The following is a 15553-nucleotide window of genomic DNA, read 5'->3' as shown; positions in this document are numbered from 1 at the left end:
GGACAGGCTCCAGCGCTGCCAGGGAAAAAGGTGCCGCTCGAGTCTGAGTTCGAACTCAGCAAAGGACTATAACAATGGCTCTCAGTAAAGAAGTGCCGGAGTTTGACATCGACGATGACGTCCTCCTGATGGAGACGGGTATCGTTTTGGAAACGGATGTGGTGTCAGACGAACCTGCTGTATCTTCGGTTCGGACGAGGGCCAAGTCGGGCTCTTCACTCAAGCAACACAAGTACATCGATTACAGCCGGGCGCTTGATGCCACCCAGTTGTATCTCAACGAGATCGGCTTCTCGCCCCTGCTTTCGCCAGAAGAGGAAGTGCACTTCGCGCGCTTGTCGCAGAAGGGCGATCCTGCTGGCCGCAAGCGCATGATCGAAAGCAACCTGCGCCTGGTTGTCAAAATTGCCCGTCGTTACGTGAACCGCGGCCTGTCGCTGCTCGACCTGATCGAGGAGGGCAACCTGGGGCTTATCCGTGCGGTCGAGAAGTTCGACCCGGAGCGTGGTTTCCGTTTTTCGACCTATGCGACCTGGTGGATTCGCCAGACCATCGAACGGGCGATCATGAACCAGACCCGCACCATCCGCCTGCCGATCCACGTGGTCAAGGAACTGAACGTCTACCTGCGCGCCGCACGCGAGCTGACCCAGAAACTCGACCACGAACCCTCACCGGAAGAAATCGCCACGCTGCTGGAAAAGCCAGTCGCCGAGGTCAAGCGCATGCTGGGCCTGAACGAGCGGGTGTCTTCGGTGGACGTGTCGCTTGGCCCGGATTCGGACAAGACCCTGCTCGACACCTTGACCGACGACCGCCCCACCGACCCGTGCGAACTGTTGCAGGATGACGACCTGTCGCAGAGCATCGACCAGTGGCTGGGCGAGTTGACTGACAAGCAGAGGGAAGTGGTGGTGCGTCGCTTTGGCCTGCGTGGGCATGAAAGCAGCACCCTGGAAGATGTAGGGCTGGAGATCGGCCTGACCCGGGAACGGGTACGGCAGATCCAGGTAGAGGGGCTCAAGCGTTTGCGCGAGATCCTTGAGAAGAACGGCCTGTCCAGCGAGTCTTTGTTCCAGTAGCGAAGGCCTGTCACCCAAAACGCCCCGATGACCTCGGGGCGTTTTTGTGTGTGTCATTTGAAAATGTTGGGATACGCGATCATCCGGGCAATCACGGTCTCTTGTGGGAGCAGCCGTGTGCTGCGAATGGGCTGCAAAGCAGGCCCAAAATCTGCCGGGTAAACAGATAGCTAATGTGTACTGCGCTACCTCAGTAACATTGCGTGTAAGCCTTTTCTTACTTGTTTTGTAAGCTATCTATGCAAGCCTCAGTACATCATTGTCGCTTCCAGCCTGTGCATTTTTCCAAGCCATTGAAAAACATGACTTATTCGGCTGTGAGGAAATGTGTCCCCAGCAATACCTTGTGAGGTTTCGCGCTTGCCCGCCCGGCTCAACCCGCTAATATTCGAACTGTGCACAGGGACATGCACAGGCTTTCAGGACGAAGGCCAAGGACGTCGCAAGAAGCGATTTCATCAGGATGATGTTAGGGACAAGCAGGGACTACGGAAAAAATGTGGGCGGGTCAAACCGCCCCTTTTTTTTGCCCGTAAAAAACCAGAAAAGGCCCCGAGGGGCCTTTTCCGTGTCCGGGCGCTATCAGCGCTCCAGGTCTGCAATCTTGCCAGTCTTGCCGTCCCACTCTTCAGCGTCAGGCAGGGCTTCCTTACGCTCGGTGATGTTTGGCCAGACTTCCGCCAGCTCGGCGTTCAGCTCGATGAAGTTCTCCATCCCGGCAGGGATTTCGTCTTCCGAGAAGATGGCTTGCGCCGGGCATTCCGGTTCGCACAGTGCGCAGTCAATGCACTCGTCCGGGTGGATGACCAGGAAGTTCGGGCCTTCGTAGAAGCAGTCCACCGGACAGACTTCCACGCAGTCGGTGTATTTGCATTTGATGCAGTTGTCGGTGACGACGAAGGTCATTTCTAGTTCTCTCCTCAGGCGACGGCGGCGGCCCTTCCTCTCAGGGCCGCGCGGTTTACAGGTATGTGGCTGCAGGCCAGGCTAATAACCTGCAGCACCAGCAAACCGCGGCGGATTCTACCAGCTTGTAGTGGGCGCCGTTATAACAGGTTCTTTAGTTGATATAGCATTTCGATAGCTTGGCGCGGGGTCATGTCGTCCAGTTGCAGCTTGCCCAGCTTCTCGATGGCTGGGTGTGGCAGGCTGGCGAACAGATCGCTCTGGTGCGGCACCTGTGGCACATCCCTGGCCTTTTCGGCCGGGGCTTGTTCATGCGGCAGGCTGGTGGTTTCCAGGCGCGCCAGATGTTCCCGGGCACGCTGGATTACCACACCCGGCACACCGGCCAGTTGTGCCACGGCCAGGCCGTAGCTCTGGCTGGCAGGGCCAGGCAGTACGTGGTGCAGAAACACGATGCGTTCGTTGTGCTCGGTGGCATTCAGGTGCACGTTGGCCACCAGTGGCTCACTTTCCGGCAGCACGGTGAGCTCGAAGTAGTGAGTGGCGAACAGCGTATAGGCGCGCAGCTGAGCCAGGCGCTCGGCCGCGGCCCACGCCAGCGACAGGCCGTCGAAGGTGCTGGTGCCGCGGCCCACTTCGTCCATCAGCACCAGGCTGCGCTCGGTCGCGTTGTGCAGGATGTTGGCGGTTTCGCTCATCTCGACCATGAAGGTCGAGCGCCCGCCGGCCAGGTCGTCACTGGAACCGATGCGGGTGAAGATGCGGTCGACCAGCGACAGCTCGCAGCTGGCCGCCGGCACGAAACTGCCGATGTGCGCCAGCAGCACGATCAAGGCGGTCTGGCGCATGTAGGTGGATTTACCGCCCATGTTCGGGCCGGTGATGATCAGCATGCGCGTGCTGTTGTCCAGGCCCAGGTCGTTGGCCACGAACGGCGTGGTCAGTACCTGCTCCACGACTGGGTGACGGCCTTGCTCGATGCGCAGGCACGGCTCGTCGACGAAGCGCGGGCAGTTCAGGTCGAGGGTCAGCGCACGTTCGGCCAGGTTGCTGAGCACGTCCAGTTCGGCCAGGGCGGCAGCGCTGTCCTGCAGCGGCGCCAGGTGGCTGATCAGGGTTTCCAGCAGGGCGTCGTAGAGCATCTTCTCACGAGCCAGAGCGCGGCTCTTGGCTGACAGCGCCTTGTCCTCGAACACTTTCAGCTCGGGGGTGATGAAGCGCTCGGCGCCCTTGAGGGTCTGACGGCGGATGTAGTCGCCCGGTGCCTGCTCGGCTTGCTTGGTGGGCAGCTCGATGAAGTAGCCGTGTACACGGTTGTAGCCGACCTTGAGGTTGGCAAGGCCGGTGCGGGCCTTTTCCCGGGCTTCCAGGTCGATCAGGAACTGGCCGGCGTTCTCGCTGATCGCCAGCAGCTCGTCCAGCTCGTTGTCATAGCCGGCCTTGAGCACGCCGCCGTCGCGGATCACCGCCGGCGGGTTGTCGATGATCGCCCGCTCCAGCAGGCTGGCCAGCTCCGGATAGGTGCCGGTAATGGCTGCCAGGCGCGCAAGGTGCGGCGCCTCCAGCTCGGTCATGGCGTTTTGCAGTTCGGGCAGGGCGCCCAATGCATCGCGCAGGCGCGCCAGGTCGCGTGGGCGGGCATTGCGCAGGCCGATTCGGGCGAGGATACGCTCGATGTCGCCAATTTCTTTCAACTGTGGCTGCAGCTTCTCGAAGCGGTAGCTGTCGAGCAGGCAGCGGATCGAGTCCTGGCGTGCTTGCAGAACCTTGAGGTCGCGCAACGGGCGGTTCAGCCACCGGCTCAGCAGGCGGCTGGCCATGGCGGTCTGGCAGCGGTCGACCACCGATTGCAGGGTGTTGTCACGCCCACCCGCCAGGTTGACGTCCAGCTCCAGGTTGCGACGGCTGGCGCCATCGAGGATGACCGTGTCGTCCAGGCGCTCATGGCGCAGGCTGCGCAGGTGCGGCAGGGCGGTGCGCTGGGTTTCCTTGGCGTAGGTCAACAGGCAGCCGGCGGCACCGATGGCCAGGGTCAGCTTGTCGCAGCCAAAGCCCTTGAGGTCCTTGGTCGCGAACTGTTGGCACAGGGCCTTGCGTGCCGAATCGCGGTCGAAATCCCATGGCGCACGGCGGCGGGCACCGGGGCGTTTTTCGGCGGGCAGGTCACGTGGCCAATCGTCTGGGATCAGCAGTTCGACAGGGTTAAGGCGCTCAAGCTCGGCCAGCAGGTTTTCCCAGCCTTTGATTTCCTGCACGCTGAAATTGCCGCTGGTGATGTCCAGCACCGCCAGGCCAAACAGGCGTTCATCACCGAGCAGCGCGGCAATCAGGTTGTCGCGGCGCTCGTCCAGCAGCGCCTCGTCGCTGACGGTGCCTGGGGTGATGATGCGTACCACCTGGCGCTCCACGGGGCCCTTGCTGGTGGCCGGATCGCCAATCTGTTCGCAGATCACCACCGATTCGCCCAGCTTGACCAGCTTGGCCAGGTAGCCTTCCAGCGAATGGAACGGAATCCCGCACATGGGGATGGACTGGCCGGCCGACTGCCCGCGCGCGGTCAGGGTGATGTCCAGCAGTTTTGCGGCCTTCTTTGCGTCTTCGTAGAAGATTTCGTAGAAGTCGCCCATGCGGTAGAACATCAGCTGGTCCGGGTGCTGGTTTTTCAGCTTCCAGTACTGCTGCATCATCGGGGTGTGTGCGGAAAGATCTGACATTCAGGGCCTTACAGCGGGTGATCTGGTTGGCGATGGTAAACCGGCAATGGTACAGGCTTTTTTGTTGCGATGCAGGCGCAGGCTTCGGGGCATGTGCGCGCAGCCTGGCGGGCAATGGTGGAGCTGTGCGGCGTTAGCCTCTAAAATGCGCGGCCCTCGACGAACGCCTGTAGCCATGACGTGCACGATGAATGTGTCCAGCCCTGTCCCTTATGTTAAGCAACAGCTGATCTACCTCCTGTACGGCGAGCGCCGGATCTATCAGCTGGAGGCCAAACTCAGCATCCTCACCGCCGTGGCGCGCTGCAAGCCGGCAGAGCTGCCGGTGATCCGTGTGCTTACCGACCAACCACAGGCCTTTGTCGGTTGGCCGGTGGAAGTGATCACGCTGGATGAGCAGACCCTGCAGGCCTGGACCGGTGACGGTGGCTACACCCACCGGCGCAAGGCCTGCGCCATAGATGCCAAGGCTGGCCCTCAAGGTACCGGCACATCGCCCTGTCCCTTCGTGGCTGGCGCGGCTCTCGGTAAAATGGAGCCTCAAGCGTGTGCCTCGGGAGCTGCGTGGCATCGGCCGTAAGCTGCTTTACGGCAGTGTGATGAGCGGCGACGACTACCAGCGTGCCTGCAAGGTGATCTGGTGGCGTTCGGCGATTGATGACATGCGCAAGCAAGGTGGTATCGACTGGAACCAGGATTGGCCAGCAGGGCTGCCGCGCCTGGGGCGGCGTGACGAGCGTGCGTTCAGCGAAATTGCTCGGGAGAGCCTGAAGGTTTCCTGAGCCAGGGGCCGCGGCAGGGTGATAGGGTAGAGGGTAGCCTTCCAGGAGCCTGACATGGACCCGATCACCACACTTGCCACCCGCCTGGGTGAACACTTGCGTCGTTTCAACGCACAGGTGGCTACCGCCGAATCCTGCACCGGCGGTGGCATTGCCGAAGCCATCACCCGTATACCTGGCAGCTCGGCTTGGTTCGAGGTGGGCTACGTGACCTATTCCAACGCCCAGAAAACCCGTCTGCTGGGCGTGCCCCCCGCCTTGTTCGGCCAGGTTGGTGCAGTCAGCCAGGAAGTGGTCGAAGCCATGGTCCGAGGGGCCCAGGCCGCCAGCGGCGCCCGCTTTGCCGTGGCGGTAAGCGGTGTGGCCGGGCCGGATGGTGGTTCGCCAGCCAAACCGGTAGGTACCGTGTGGCTGGCTTGGGGCGATGGCGACCGCGTGTTCAGCGAGCGCCGCCAGTTCGACGGTGACCGCGAAGCCGTGCGCCGACAGACGGTGATCGCCGCGTTAGACGGCTTGTTACAGCTTGGTGCCGAGTAAATCGACGACAGGGGTTTGCGCGAGCGCCTGCCTGTGGAATAATACTGGCTACTTATACAGGTATTCCGGCCATCAGGGCCAAGTCGAACACGTGAGGATTTCAATGGACGACAACAAGAAGCGCGCCTTGGCTGCGGCCCTGGGTCAGATCGAACGCCAATTCGGCAAAGGCGCGGTCATGCGCATGGGTGATCACGAGCGCCAAGGCATTCCTGCCATTTCCACCGGCTCGCTGGGCCTGGATATTGCGCTGGGCATCGGCGGCCTGCCAAAAGGTCGTATCGTCGAGATCTATGGCCCGGAATCGTCGGGTAAGACCACACTGACGCTGTCGGTTATCGCCGAAGCCCAGAAGAACGGTGCCACCTGCGCCTTCGTCGACGCCGAACACGCCCTCGACCCTGAGTACGCCGGCAAACTGGGCGTCAACGTCGACGACCTGCTGGTCTCGCAGCCGGACACCGGTGAGCAGGCCCTGGAAATCACCGACATGCTGGTGCGCTCCAACGCCGTTGACGTGATTATCGTCGACTCCGTGGCTGCGCTGGTGCCGAAGGCCGAGATCGAAGGCGAAATGGGTGACATGCACGTGGGCCTGCAGGCTCGTCTGATGTCCCAGGCGCTGCGCAAGATCACCGGTAACATCAAGAACGCCAACTGCCTGGTCATCTTCATCAACCAGATCCGTATGAAGATCGGCGTGATGTTCGGCAGCCCGGAAACCACCACTGGTGGTAACGCCCTGAAGTTCTACGCCTCGGTGCGTCTGGACATCCGCCGTACCGGTGCGGTCAAGGAAGGCGACGAGGTGGTCGGCAGCGAAACCCGCGTCAAGATCGTCAAGAACAAGGTCTCGCCGCCGTTCCGTCAGGCCGAGTTCCAGATTCTTTACGGCAAAGGTATTTACCGTAACGGCGAGATCATCGACTTGGGCGTGTCTCAAGGCCTGGTCGAGAAGTCGGGTGCCTGGTACGCCTACCAGGGCAACAAGATCGGTCAAGGCAAAGCCAACGCTGCCAAATACCTGGCCGAGAACCCGGCTATTGGTGCCGAGATCGAGAAGCAGATCCGTGAAAAGCTGCTGAAAGCCGGTGCGGGTGCTGAAGCCAGCAAGGCTGCCGCCGCTGATGCCAGTGCTGACGATGTGGCTGACGCCGAAGCCGGTTATTGATTGCGCGGTAGATAGCCAACATGTCCGCCGTACTCGACACCCCCGTCGCCATTCGGCGGACAGCCATGGACCTGCTCGCCCGACGCGAGCACGGTCGCGTCGAGCTGACGCGCAAGTTGCGTCAGCGCGGTGCTTCGGATGAGCTGATCGAGCCTGAACTCGACCGGCTTGCCGAAGAAGGGCTGCTTTGTGAAGCCCGCTACCTCGAAAGCTTCATCAGGTACCGTTCCAGCGCTGGCTATGGCCCTTTGCGAATTCGCGAGGAGCTGGGGCAGCGAGGTCTGGCGCGTGCTGATATCGAGCAGGCGTTGCGCGAGAGCGAGGTGGATTGGCGCGAGCGCATGCGTGATGTCTGGCAGCGCAAGTTTGCCGGGCAGCGCCCACAGGATCCGCGCAGCCGCGCCCAGCAAACCCGGTTTCTGGCTTACCGGGGTTTTCCCATGGACATGATCGGCCGCCTGCTCAGCGGGCGTGAGCTCGACGATTACTGACCACTCTGATTGTTTAGTGCCTGTGAGATCGAGCGCCGCCCGCGCGGCGCATCGCGAGCTGCGCTCGCTCCTACGTTTGTTTCGGGCCAGTTATTTCTGTGGGATTTGTGCGCGGACGCCTCGGTGCATGGCGCGATATCGTGTCGTACAAACAAGGCGGTCGCGCGCGCCTGTCACAGGCATGACTCGCCCCAAACAAACGTAGGAGCGAGCGCAGCTCGCGATGCGCCGCGTGGGCGGCGCTCGGTCGCGCAGGCGATAAAACTGTCGTGGCGAACGCTTCAACGCCCCGCATCAGCTCACCTTCAATGCCTCCCTGGCTCGCTGCGTGGTATGCATGGGTTGCGGTTTGGCCCAGTTCTCCGACAAGTTGATGAAATCCACCAGCTCGCGCAGCCGGCCCTGGTCCCGGCCAGTGAAGGCAAACGACAGCCGGGTCAGGTGGTTGAAGTTGCCCACTTCATGTTCCGCACTGCTGTCCGCTTGCTGGTGAAACTTGCCACTCAGGCGCAAGTCTGCAAAGCCTTCCTGGATATCAAACAGCGCTGCTTCGCTGAGCGGGTGGTGCATGCGGATCACAAACTGGTTCTTAAGCCAGCGGCTGGAGTGGTAGTTGCTATAGAACTGGTTGATTTCCTCCACGGCCTCATCGGCACTGTGCACCAGGCGCAAGAGCTTCAGGTCGCTGGGCAGGATATAGCGGTTTTCTTCCAGTTGGCGGCTGATGAAGTCCAAACAGTCGCGCCAGAAACTGCCGCCGGGCGAGTCCAGCAGCACCACCGGCACCAAGGGGCTCTTGCCGGTCTGGATCAGCGTCAGTACTTCGAGCGCTTCATCCAGTGTGCCGAAACCGCCCGGGCATAGCACCAGGCCGTCAGCCTCTTTGACGAAGAACAGCTTGCGGATAAAAAAGAAATGGAAGGGCAGCAACTTGTCGGTGCCATCCACGGTCGGGTTGGCGTGTTGCTCGAAGGGCAAAGTGATGTTGAAACCCAGGCTGTGGTCGCTGCCAGCGCCCTCGTGAGCGGCGGCCATGATGCCGCCGCCGGCGCCGGTAATGACCATCAGGTCGGCGCGCGCCAGGGTGGCGCCCAGCTCGCGGGCCAGGGCGTACATCGGGTGCTCCAGCGGGGTGCGCGCCGAGCCGAACACGGTCACCTTGCGCCGGCCCTTGTAGCGCTGCAGCGTGCGGAATGACTGGTCCAGTTCACGCAGGGCCTGCAGGGTGATCTTGGCGCTCCAGCGGTCGCTGTCGTCATGAGCCATGCGCAGGATGGTCAGCATCATGTCGCGATACAGCGGCAGGTTGGGGCTGTCGGGGGCTACCAGTTGCAGTTGTGCGTCGATGTTGCTCAGGTCGATATTGTTGTCGCGGAAGTGGCTGAACAGCAGGTCATTCGCTTGGTAAGGCATGCAACGTCTCCTTCTGCACCAATACCTCTGACCTCAATCTAGACCCTCGGGCCGGTTCGTGCCGGGCTGTTTGGTGCAGCCGCCCGTCGGTATGTGGCCACCGGCAGCAGGGGTTTGGTTAACTGGTGAAGCGAAACGTATCGATGCAGGAGGTGGCGGTATGCATCGCTTGATCATCGAGGTGGACCGGCAGCTCTACCAGCAGCTGGAGGATGCGGCTCAGGTGCATCACTTGAGCCTTGAGGACGAGTGCTGTCGCAGGTTGGCGGGGTTGGAGTGCCAATCGCGCTACTTGCAGGCGTTATTGGCCGAGATGCGCGCCGATGCCGCCGAAGGGCATTGGCGCGCCCGCGAGGACGAGAAGGTGTAGCTTGAACAGCTGTGGTTATTTCTTCTTGTTACCGGCCACGCAGCTGGCATTGTCGAAGGCCTGGTCCATGATCGGCTGGTTGGTCTTGTACACCGTGAAGCGGTAGACCATCACCGCGCCCTTGGACATCAGGTTGCGGAAGCCGCTGTTGCGACAGACGCTGTCGCCCAGCTGGCTGCGTACCTGAGCGGGATTGGCCCGCATGCGCTCGGCGTGGCTCTCGCGTACGCTCAGGTGGTTGACCAGCGCCTTGCCTTCCACCGTGTAGCCTTGGTCGAGGATGTCCTCGTTGATGGCGCGTGGGGTACCGACGCTGCTCTCTTTGGCGACCTTCTGCAATGTCCTGTTCAGGTCGTAATCCTGCTTGGAGGCTGCCTGGGCTGCCAGTGGCAGAGCGAGTAGCAGGCTCAGGGCGGGGACGATAAGGCGCAGCATGAATCTCTCCTGGTTCGATGACTGGCGCTTTGACATGCGCAGGTCTGCAGTGTTCCATAAAACGATACTGTGGCTGCAATTGGGGCCGTGCAAAGTCCCATCGCGGGCAAGCCGGCTCCCGCAGGTGCACGGCAAGCATCGATTATAAGGCGCGCCTTGCCAGCTGCACAGCAAATGCCCCCTGTTCTGGTAAACTGGCCGCCTTGTTTTTTCCGAGCCATCCTTGTGCCCATTTCCAACCTGTCCAAAGGCCTGTCGGCATGAGCCACGCGGTAGCGCGCCTGCGCGCCGAACGCCTGGCCCGCAGCAACAAGCCCTTCATTGCCCGTGGCTCGCGTGCCGAACGCTGCCCGGATTGCCGGGTCATCGCCACCCATTGCCTGTGTGCCTGGAAGCCCAGGGTGCAGGCCGAGTCGGGCGTGTGCCTGCTGATGCACGATACCGAGCCGTTGAAACCCACCAACACCGGCTGGCTGATTGCCGACCTGATCGAAGACACCTGGGCCTTTGGCTGGCTGCGCACCTCGGTCGACGAACGCTTGCTGGCTTTGCTGGACGACCCGACCTGGCAGCCCTATATCGTCTTCCCCGGTGAGTTCGTGGCCGAGCAGCGGGTGGTCAGCGAGGTGGCGCGTGAGCCGGGCAAGCGCCCGCTGTTCATCCTGCTGGATGCCACCTGGACCGAAGCCCGCAAGATGTTCCGCAAAAGCCCGTACCTTGACCGCTTCCCGGTGTTGAGCCTGCAGGCCGAGCAGATGTCGCGCTACCGGCTGCGGCGCTCCAAGCGCGACGATCACTTCTGCACGGCAGAGGTCGCAGCCATGTGCCTGGACCTGGCCGGCGACAGTCAGGCCTCCCAGGCGCTGGATGCCTACCTGGATGTATTCAGCCTGCACTACCTGAGCGGCAAGCGGCGCCTGCCGCTGGATGATCAGGACGATACCCACCAGCGTTTGCATACCTTCCTATAGTCCAAGGGGCACAACCCCTGCTTTGGTTCATAATGACGGGGCTGGCAGCCAGGGTGGGCGAGACGGCAGAGCAATGGCTTGACCGCTCTGGACCGTGCTCGGCATCCTTGGCGCCGATTCCCCGCCGGGCGCTTCTCATACCCCCGAGTGCCTGGCATAGAACAGGATCCTTAGATCGATGGCCACTTACGAAATCCTGATTGCCGATGACCACCCGCTGTTCCGTGGCGCCCTGCGCCAGGCCGTTACCCTTGGCCTGGGCCCGGATGTGCGCCTGGTCGAAGTCGCGAGCATTGCCGAACTGGAAACCCGCCTGAGCGAAAAAGCCGACTGGGACCTGGTGCTGCTGGACTTGAACATGCCGGGTGCTTATGGTTTTTCCGGGCTGGTGCTGCTGCGCGGGCAATACCCGCAGATCCCCGTGGTGATGGTGTCGGCGCAGGAAGAGGCCGCCGTGGTGGTCAAGTCCCGCGAGTTTGGCGCCAGTGGCTTCATTCCCAAGTCCAGCACCCTGGAAGTGATCCAGGAGGCCGTGCGCAAGGTGCTCGATGGCGAGGTCTGGTGGCCGCCGCAGGCGTTCGAAAAGGTCGATGTCTCTGCCGAGGCCAAGGCCGCCAGTGAAGGCCTCGCCAGCCTCACGCCGCAGCAGTTCCGCGTACTGACGATGGTCTGCGAGGGCCTGCTGAACAAGCAGATTGCCTATGAACTGAGTGTCTCCGAAGCCACCATCAAGGCGCATGTGACTGCGATTTTCCGCAAGCTGGGCGTACGTACCCGCACCCAGGCCGCGCTGCTGCTGCAACAACTTGAATCGGTTGCCAGCAACTGACTGCGCGTGGCTTCACGCTTTTTTGACCCGTGCCGGTCTAGTCTGCTGGCCTTTCTGTTGTGAAGTGACTCACATGACATCGCCATTCAAGGGCCAGACCGGCCTGAAACGCATCTTCAACGCCGCCGGCTACTCGCTGGACGGCCTGCGCGCCGCCTTCAAGGGTGAGGCCGCATTCCGCCAGCTGGTGCTGCTCAACGTGCTGCTGATCCCGATCGCCTTCTGGTTGCCGGTCAGCCGTGCGGAGCGGGCGATCATGATCGCGGTGTGCTTGTTGGGGCTGATTGTCGAGTTGTTCAACTCCGCGGTGGAGGCGGCCATCGACCGTATCTCGCTGGAGCGCCACCCGCTGTCGAAAAACGCCAAGGACATGGGCAGCGCCGCGCAACTGGTGGCAATGACCATGGTGGCGCTGGTGTGGGGCGTGATCCTGCTTTAAGCGATCGGCGGCAGCACGATTTCATCACTGCGGGTATAGCCCGCAGTGAAGTTGCGGCACAGTTCCAGAAACTCGCGCATTGCAGAGGTCTGGTACTTCTGTTTGTGCCAGATGAAGTAGAACTGGCGCATCAGGTCCAGTTCCGGCGTTTCTACCGGTACCAGGCTGCCTCGGCGGAAGGCGTCACGCAGCGCCAGGCGCGAAATACAGCCAATGCCCAGGCCCGATTCCACCGCGCGCTTGATCGCTTCGGTGTGCTCCAGCTCCAGGCGGATGTTGAGGTTGGCGCGGTGATGGCGCATGGCCTGGTCGAAGGTCAGGCGCGTCCCGGAGCCTTGCTCACGTAAAATCCACGCCTCTTGCGACAAACTTTCGATATCGGCACGGCCCAGCTTGGCCAGCGGATGCTGCGGTGCGCAGAACACCACCAGCTCGTCCTCGACCCACGGCTGCACTTCCAGGTCCGGGTGGTTGCAGTCGCCTTCGATCAGACCCAGATCAATTTCGTAGTGCGCGACCTGTTGCACGATGTGCACAGTGTTCTGGACATGCAGTTTGACCTGGCTTTCCGGGTGGGTCTGCATGAAGCTGCCGATCAGCAGGGTGGCCAGGTAGTTGCCGATGGTCAGTGTGGCGCCGACCGCCAGCGAACCGAAGCCGGACTTGCCGTTTAGCAGGTCTTCGATTTCCTTGGCCTGGTCGAGCAGGGCCACGGCTTGTGGCAGCAGTTGATGTCCCAAGGCGTTCAGGGCCAGGCGCTTGCCGGCACGGTCGAACAACTGGCAGCTCGATTGCCGCTCCAGCTCGGTGATGGAAGTGCTGGCGGCCGACTGCGACAACGCCAGCAGGCTAGCGGCCCGAGAGACGCTTTGATGCTGTGCGACGGCGACGAAGACCTGCAGTTGACGAAGTGTGAATCGCATATCTATATAACCGATAACACATATCTTGATAATTCAGTTAACAGATATTGTCGCTGCCCCTAAACTATCGCGCAACTGCGCGTTTTGCGCGCCGCGTTTTTCTTCAGGAGCCCCATCGATGAGCAACATGAACCACGAACGTGTCCTCAGTGTGCACCACTGGAACGACACCCTGTTCAGCTTCAAGTGCACCCGCGACCCGGGGCTGCGCTTCGAGAACGGTCAGTTCGTGATGATCGGCCTTCAACAGGAAAGCGGCCGTCCGCTCATGCGTGCCTATTCCATCGCTTCGCCGAACTGGGAAGAGCACCTGGAGTTCTTCAGCATCAAGGTGCCGGATGGCCCGCTGACTTCGCAGCTGCAGCACCTGAAGGAAGGCGATGAGATCATCATCAGCAAGAAGCCTACCGGTACCCTGGTGCTGGACGACCTGAACCCGGGCAAGCACCTGTACCTGCTGAGCACTGGCACTGGCCTGGCGCCGTTCATGAGCGTGATCCAGGACCCGGAAACCTATGAGCGCTTCGAAAAAGTGATCCTGGTGCATGGTGTGCGTTACGTGAACGAAGTGGCCTACCGCGAGTTCATTACCGAGCACCTGCCGCAGAACGAGTTCTTCGGTGAGTCGGTTCGCGAAAAGCTGATCTACTACCCGACCGTGACCCGCGAGCCGTTCGAGAACCAGGGCCGTCTGACCGACCTGATGCGCAGCGGCAAGCTGTTCAGCGACATTGGTCTGCCACCGATCAACCCGCAGGACGACCGTGCGATGATCTGCGGCAGCCCGAGCATGCTCGACGAGACCAGTGAAGTGCTGGACAGCTTCGGCCTGAAAGTCTCCGCCCGCATGCGTGAGCCGGGTGACTACCTGATCGAGCGTGCCTTCGTCGAGAAGTAAGGCGCAGGCTGGTACAGGAAGGCGACCCCCGGGTCGCCTTTCTTATGCCTGAAAGTTGTGTATTGGCTGCACCGGCCCTTTCGCGGGCTTGCCCCGCGAAGAGGCCCGCACAGGCCGTGCACAATCTATTCGACGCGAGTTTCACCGCTATACACCAGAATCTCCCGGCAGCGTTTGCACAGGTACCGCCGCCCCTGGCGCACCAGCTTGTGACGCTGGGCGGTAAACGGGAAATCACCCTGTGGGCACGGGCACGGGCAGCGGTAGATGTAGCGGGTTACCACGCGCCGTTGCACTTCATAGTTGTGGCAACGGTTGGGTGGCAGTTCATACACCCCGCGCATGATCAATTGCCATTCTTCGCCATGGGCCTGGATGCGGTCGCCAAACAACTGGTGGGCCACCAGGTGCGCCACTTCGTGGGCAACGGTCTGGCGCAGGAAGTCTTCCTGGTTTTCCCGGTAGAGTTGCAGGTTGAAGCGCAGCAGGTTCTCGTGCAGGTGGGCGACGCCGGCTTTTTGCCCGCGCAGCTTGAAGCTGACTTCCGGGCGCGAGAAGGGGCGTTTGAAAAAGGTTTCGGCTTGCTGGTAACAGGTTTCGACGCGTTGTCTGAGCAGCTCGGGCATGGTGGGGCGGTTCTCCTGACCGGGCATTATGCCGCAAGCACTGGCGGGCTGCCGAGCCACCGGTCAGCGCACAGCCAGGGGCCGCCTTGCGGCGGCCCCTGGTTGATGCCCCAGTGTTGGTTGAGTCTGTTCTAGTTGGTGTAGACGGGCCCCACGCCCAGTCCCCAGATGATGACCGTGGCAGCCATGATCGCCACCAGCACCACAAGGCCCACCGCCAGCACGGAGCTGGAGAACAGGAAGCCTTCGTCGGACGGAATGTTCATGAACGTCGGCAGGCCGACATACAGCAGGTACACCGTGTAGCAGATGGCGGCAGTGCCGATCAGCATCCCCAGCCACAGGTGCGGGTACAGCGCCGCCAGGCCACCGATGAACAGCGGTGTGGCGGTGTAGGTGGCAAAGGCGATGCACTGCGCCATGGACGGGTTGGCATCGTAGGTGCGGGCCATCCAGTGGATGAATGCGCCCATTACCGCCACCCCGGCGAGCATGGCCAGGTACGACATGATGCTCATCCAGATGGCACTTTCCATGGTCAGCATCACCGCCGGCCGGTCACCGATGACCCAGCCCACCTGGGTAGTGCCGATGAAGGCCGAAATGGCAGGGATGGCTGCCAGGATCAGGGTGTGCGTCAGGTACATGTGGCTGATGGTTTCTTCTTCGCCACGAATTTCCCGCCATTCCTGATCGGGATGGGTAAACAGCCCCACAACGTGATGAATCATGCCGATCACTCCTCTCAATGTTGCCAAACGCCCCCCAAATGGAGCGCAAGCGGCCCGAGGCCCGAACACCGATGCAAGCGGTAATGTGGCCTTATGTCGCAGTATAGGAAGCGGTTACCGGCACGAACCGTGCTTTTTAGAGCAAATTGCGCTGTCAGTGGGGCTGTTGATTACATCGAAGTCTTTATCGGAATGCCTACAGCGATGCTGCGTTTGTGCGTAAAATAGCCGGCTT

General features: G+C 61.5%; 16 protein-coding genes and 1 pseudogene. 10 read left to right on the top strand and 7 right to left on the bottom strand.

Translation table 11 applies throughout. The features are described 5' to 3' along the window. The first annotated feature begins 74 nt into the window (after positions 1-74). Positions 75-1082 carry an RNA polymerase sigma factor RpoS gene (gene rpoS / locus CKW35_RS26920; protein WP_003252351.1) on the top strand — a complete coding sequence of 336 codons (1008 nt, stop codon included), beginning with the start codon at positions 75-77 and terminating at the stop codon, positions 1080-1082. 582 nt (positions 1083-1664) lie between these two features. On the opposite strand, the gene fdxA is transcribed toward rpoS, so the two are convergent. Both fdxA and mutS read right to left on the bottom strand, forming a co-directional pair. Then, a complete protein-coding gene (fdxA, locus tag CKW35_RS26915; protein ID WP_016485233.1) occupies positions 1665-1988 on the bottom strand; it encodes a ferredoxin FdxA in 324 nt (107 codons plus the stop codon). A gap of 140 nt (positions 1989-2128) precedes the next feature. After that, on the bottom strand, positions 2129-4702 hold the full coding sequence (gene mutS / locus CKW35_RS26910) for a DNA mismatch repair protein MutS (protein ID WP_060519606.1): 2574 nt from the start codon (positions 4700-4702) through the stop codon (positions 2129-2131). A gap of 187 nt (positions 4703-4889) precedes the next feature. On the opposite strand from mutS, the pseudogene CKW35_RS26905 reads away from it, so the two are divergent. The 4 genes and pseudogenes from CKW35_RS26905 to recX all read left to right on the top strand — a co-directional run bounded on the left by CKW35_RS26905 (position 4890) and on the right by recX (position 7683). Continuing rightward, positions 4890-5484, top strand: a pseudogene (locus CKW35_RS26905) (hypothetical protein). 54 nt (positions 5485-5538) lie between these two features. Then, positions 5539-6021, top strand: coding sequence for a CinA family protein (locus CKW35_RS26900; RefSeq protein ID WP_095117270.1), 483 nt, complete (start codon positions 5539-5541; stop codon positions 6019-6021). A gap of 103 nt (positions 6022-6124) precedes the next feature. Continuing rightward, positions 6125-7192 (top strand): recombinase RecA, encoded by a 1068-nt coding sequence (gene recA / locus CKW35_RS26895; RefSeq protein ID WP_016485237.1) that lies wholly within the window; start codon positions 6125-6127, stop codon positions 7190-7192. A 20-nt stretch (positions 7193-7212) separates the two neighbouring features. Beyond that, entirely contained in the window at positions 7213-7683 is a 471-nt protein-coding gene (gene recX, locus CKW35_RS26890; protein WP_016485238.1) for a recombination regulator RecX, read from the top strand. Positions 7684-7977: 294 nt separating this feature from the next. On the opposite strand, the gene CKW35_RS26885 is transcribed toward recX, so the two are convergent. Next, entirely contained in the window at positions 7978-9096 is a 1119-nt protein-coding gene (locus CKW35_RS26885; protein ID WP_016485239.1) for an LOG family protein, read from the bottom strand. Positions 9097-9256: 160 nt separating this feature from the next. Between CKW35_RS26885 and CKW35_RS26880 the strand changes: the two genes are divergently transcribed. Then, entirely contained in the window at positions 9257-9466 is a 210-nt protein-coding gene (locus CKW35_RS26880; protein WP_016485240.1) for a hypothetical protein, read from the top strand. Between the two features lie 15 nt (positions 9467-9481). Here the strand turns inward: CKW35_RS26880 and CKW35_RS26875 are convergent, their stop codons facing one another. Further along, positions 9482-9901 carry a quorum-sensing-regulated virulence factor family protein gene (locus CKW35_RS26875; RefSeq protein WP_016485241.1) on the bottom strand — a complete coding sequence of 140 codons (420 nt, stop codon included), beginning with the start codon at positions 9899-9901 and terminating at the stop codon, positions 9482-9484. A 260-nt stretch (positions 9902-10161) separates the two neighbouring features. Here CKW35_RS26875 and CKW35_RS26870 point away from each other — a divergent pair, with 260 nt between their 5' ends. The 3 genes from CKW35_RS26870 (at position 10162) to CKW35_RS26860 (ending at position 12140) form a co-directional block, all read left to right on the top strand. Beyond that, complete coding sequence (locus CKW35_RS26870; RefSeq protein ID WP_016485242.1) at positions 10162-10872, top strand: tRNA-uridine aminocarboxypropyltransferase; 711 nt, start codon at positions 10162-10164, stop codon at positions 10870-10872. Between the two features lie 178 nt (positions 10873-11050). Next, on the top strand, positions 11051-11701 hold the full coding sequence (gene erdR, locus CKW35_RS26865; RefSeq protein ID WP_016485243.1) for a response regulator transcription factor ErdR: 651 nt from the start codon (positions 11051-11053) through the stop codon (positions 11699-11701). 73 nt (positions 11702-11774) lie between these two features. Next, positions 11775-12140 carry a diacylglycerol kinase gene (locus CKW35_RS26860; RefSeq protein ID WP_016485244.1) on the top strand — a complete coding sequence of 122 codons (366 nt, stop codon included), beginning with the start codon at positions 11775-11777 and terminating at the stop codon, positions 12138-12140. Here CKW35_RS26860 and finR read toward each other — a convergent pair. Continuing rightward, positions 12137-13063, bottom strand: coding sequence for a LysR family transcriptional regulator FinR (gene finR / locus CKW35_RS26855; RefSeq protein WP_016485245.1), 927 nt, complete (start codon positions 13061-13063; stop codon positions 12137-12139). The two genes, CKW35_RS26860 and finR, sit on opposite strands and share 4 nt — an antisense overlap. A 118-nt stretch (positions 13064-13181) precedes the next feature. Here finR and fpr point away from each other — a divergent pair, with 118 nt between their 5' ends. Next, complete coding sequence (gene fpr / locus CKW35_RS26850) at positions 13182-13961, top strand: ferredoxin-NADP reductase (protein WP_012270923.1); 780 nt, start codon at positions 13182-13184, stop codon at positions 13959-13961. A gap of 125 nt (positions 13962-14086) precedes the next feature. Here fpr and CKW35_RS26845 read toward each other — a convergent pair whose 3' ends face one another. Beyond that, positions 14087-14587 carry a SprT family zinc-dependent metalloprotease gene (locus CKW35_RS26845; protein WP_095117269.1) on the bottom strand — a complete coding sequence of 167 codons (501 nt, stop codon included), beginning with the start codon at positions 14585-14587 and terminating at the stop codon, positions 14087-14089. Positions 14588-14718: 131 nt separating this feature from the next. Continuing rightward, complete coding sequence (locus tag CKW35_RS26840; protein WP_012270925.1) at positions 14719-15318, bottom strand: Yip1 family protein; 600 nt, start codon at positions 15316-15318, stop codon at positions 14719-14721. Positions 15319-15553: the final 235 nt, after the last annotated feature.

The organism is Pseudomonas sp. Irchel 3F3 (genome assembly GCF_900187545.1).
Taxonomy (GTDB): Bacteria; Pseudomonadota; Gammaproteobacteria; order Pseudomonadales; family Pseudomonadaceae; genus Aquipseudomonas; species Aquipseudomonas fortuita.
This window is presented reverse-complemented; position numbering and strand designations above follow the sequence as displayed.

Excerpts from the sequence above, each read along its gene's own strand:
- rpoS (WP_003252351.1), top strand. The coding sequence starts at position 75 with ATGGCTCTCAGTAAAGAAGTGCCGGAGTTTGACATCGACGATGACGTC.
- fdxA (WP_016485233.1), bottom strand. The coding sequence starts at position 1,988 with ATGACCTTCGTCGTCACCGACAACTGCATCAAATGCAAATACACCGAC.
- mutS (WP_060519606.1), bottom strand. The coding sequence starts at position 4,702 with ATGTCAGATCTTTCCGCACACACCCCGATGATGCAGCAGTACTGGAAG.
- CKW35_RS26900 (WP_095117270.1), top strand. The coding sequence starts at position 5,539 with ATGGACCCGATCACCACACTTGCCACCCGCCTGGGTGAACACTTGCGT.
- recA (WP_016485237.1), top strand. The coding sequence starts at position 6,125 with ATGGACGACAACAAGAAGCGCGCCTTGGCTGCGGCCCTGGGTCAGATC.
- recX (WP_016485238.1), top strand. The coding sequence starts at position 7,213 with ATGTCCGCCGTACTCGACACCCCCGTCGCCATTCGGCGGACAGCCATG.
- CKW35_RS26885 (WP_016485239.1), bottom strand. The coding sequence starts at position 9,096 with ATGCCTTACCAAGCGAATGACCTGCTGTTCAGCCACTTCCGCGACAAC.
- CKW35_RS26880 (WP_016485240.1), top strand. The coding sequence starts at position 9,257 with ATGCATCGCTTGATCATCGAGGTGGACCGGCAGCTCTACCAGCAGCTG.
- CKW35_RS26875 (WP_016485241.1), bottom strand. The coding sequence starts at position 9,901 with ATGCTGCGCCTTATCGTCCCCGCCCTGAGCCTGCTACTCGCTCTGCCA.
- CKW35_RS26870 (WP_016485242.1), top strand. The coding sequence starts at position 10,162 with ATGAGCCACGCGGTAGCGCGCCTGCGCGCCGAACGCCTGGCCCGCAGC.
- erdR (WP_016485243.1), top strand. The coding sequence starts at position 11,051 with ATGGCCACTTACGAAATCCTGATTGCCGATGACCACCCGCTGTTCCGT.
- CKW35_RS26860 (WP_016485244.1), top strand. The coding sequence starts at position 11,775 with ATGACATCGCCATTCAAGGGCCAGACCGGCCTGAAACGCATCTTCAAC.
- finR (WP_016485245.1), bottom strand. The coding sequence starts at position 13,063 with ATGCGATTCACACTTCGTCAACTGCAGGTCTTCGTCGCCGTCGCACAG.
- fpr (WP_012270923.1), top strand. The coding sequence starts at position 13,182 with ATGAGCAACATGAACCACGAACGTGTCCTCAGTGTGCACCACTGGAAC.
- CKW35_RS26845 (WP_095117269.1), bottom strand. The coding sequence starts at position 14,587 with ATGCCCGAGCTGCTCAGACAACGCGTCGAAACCTGTTACCAGCAAGCC.
- CKW35_RS26840 (WP_012270925.1), bottom strand. The coding sequence starts at position 15,318 with ATGATTCATCACGTTGTGGGGCTGTTTACCCATCCCGATCAGGAATGG.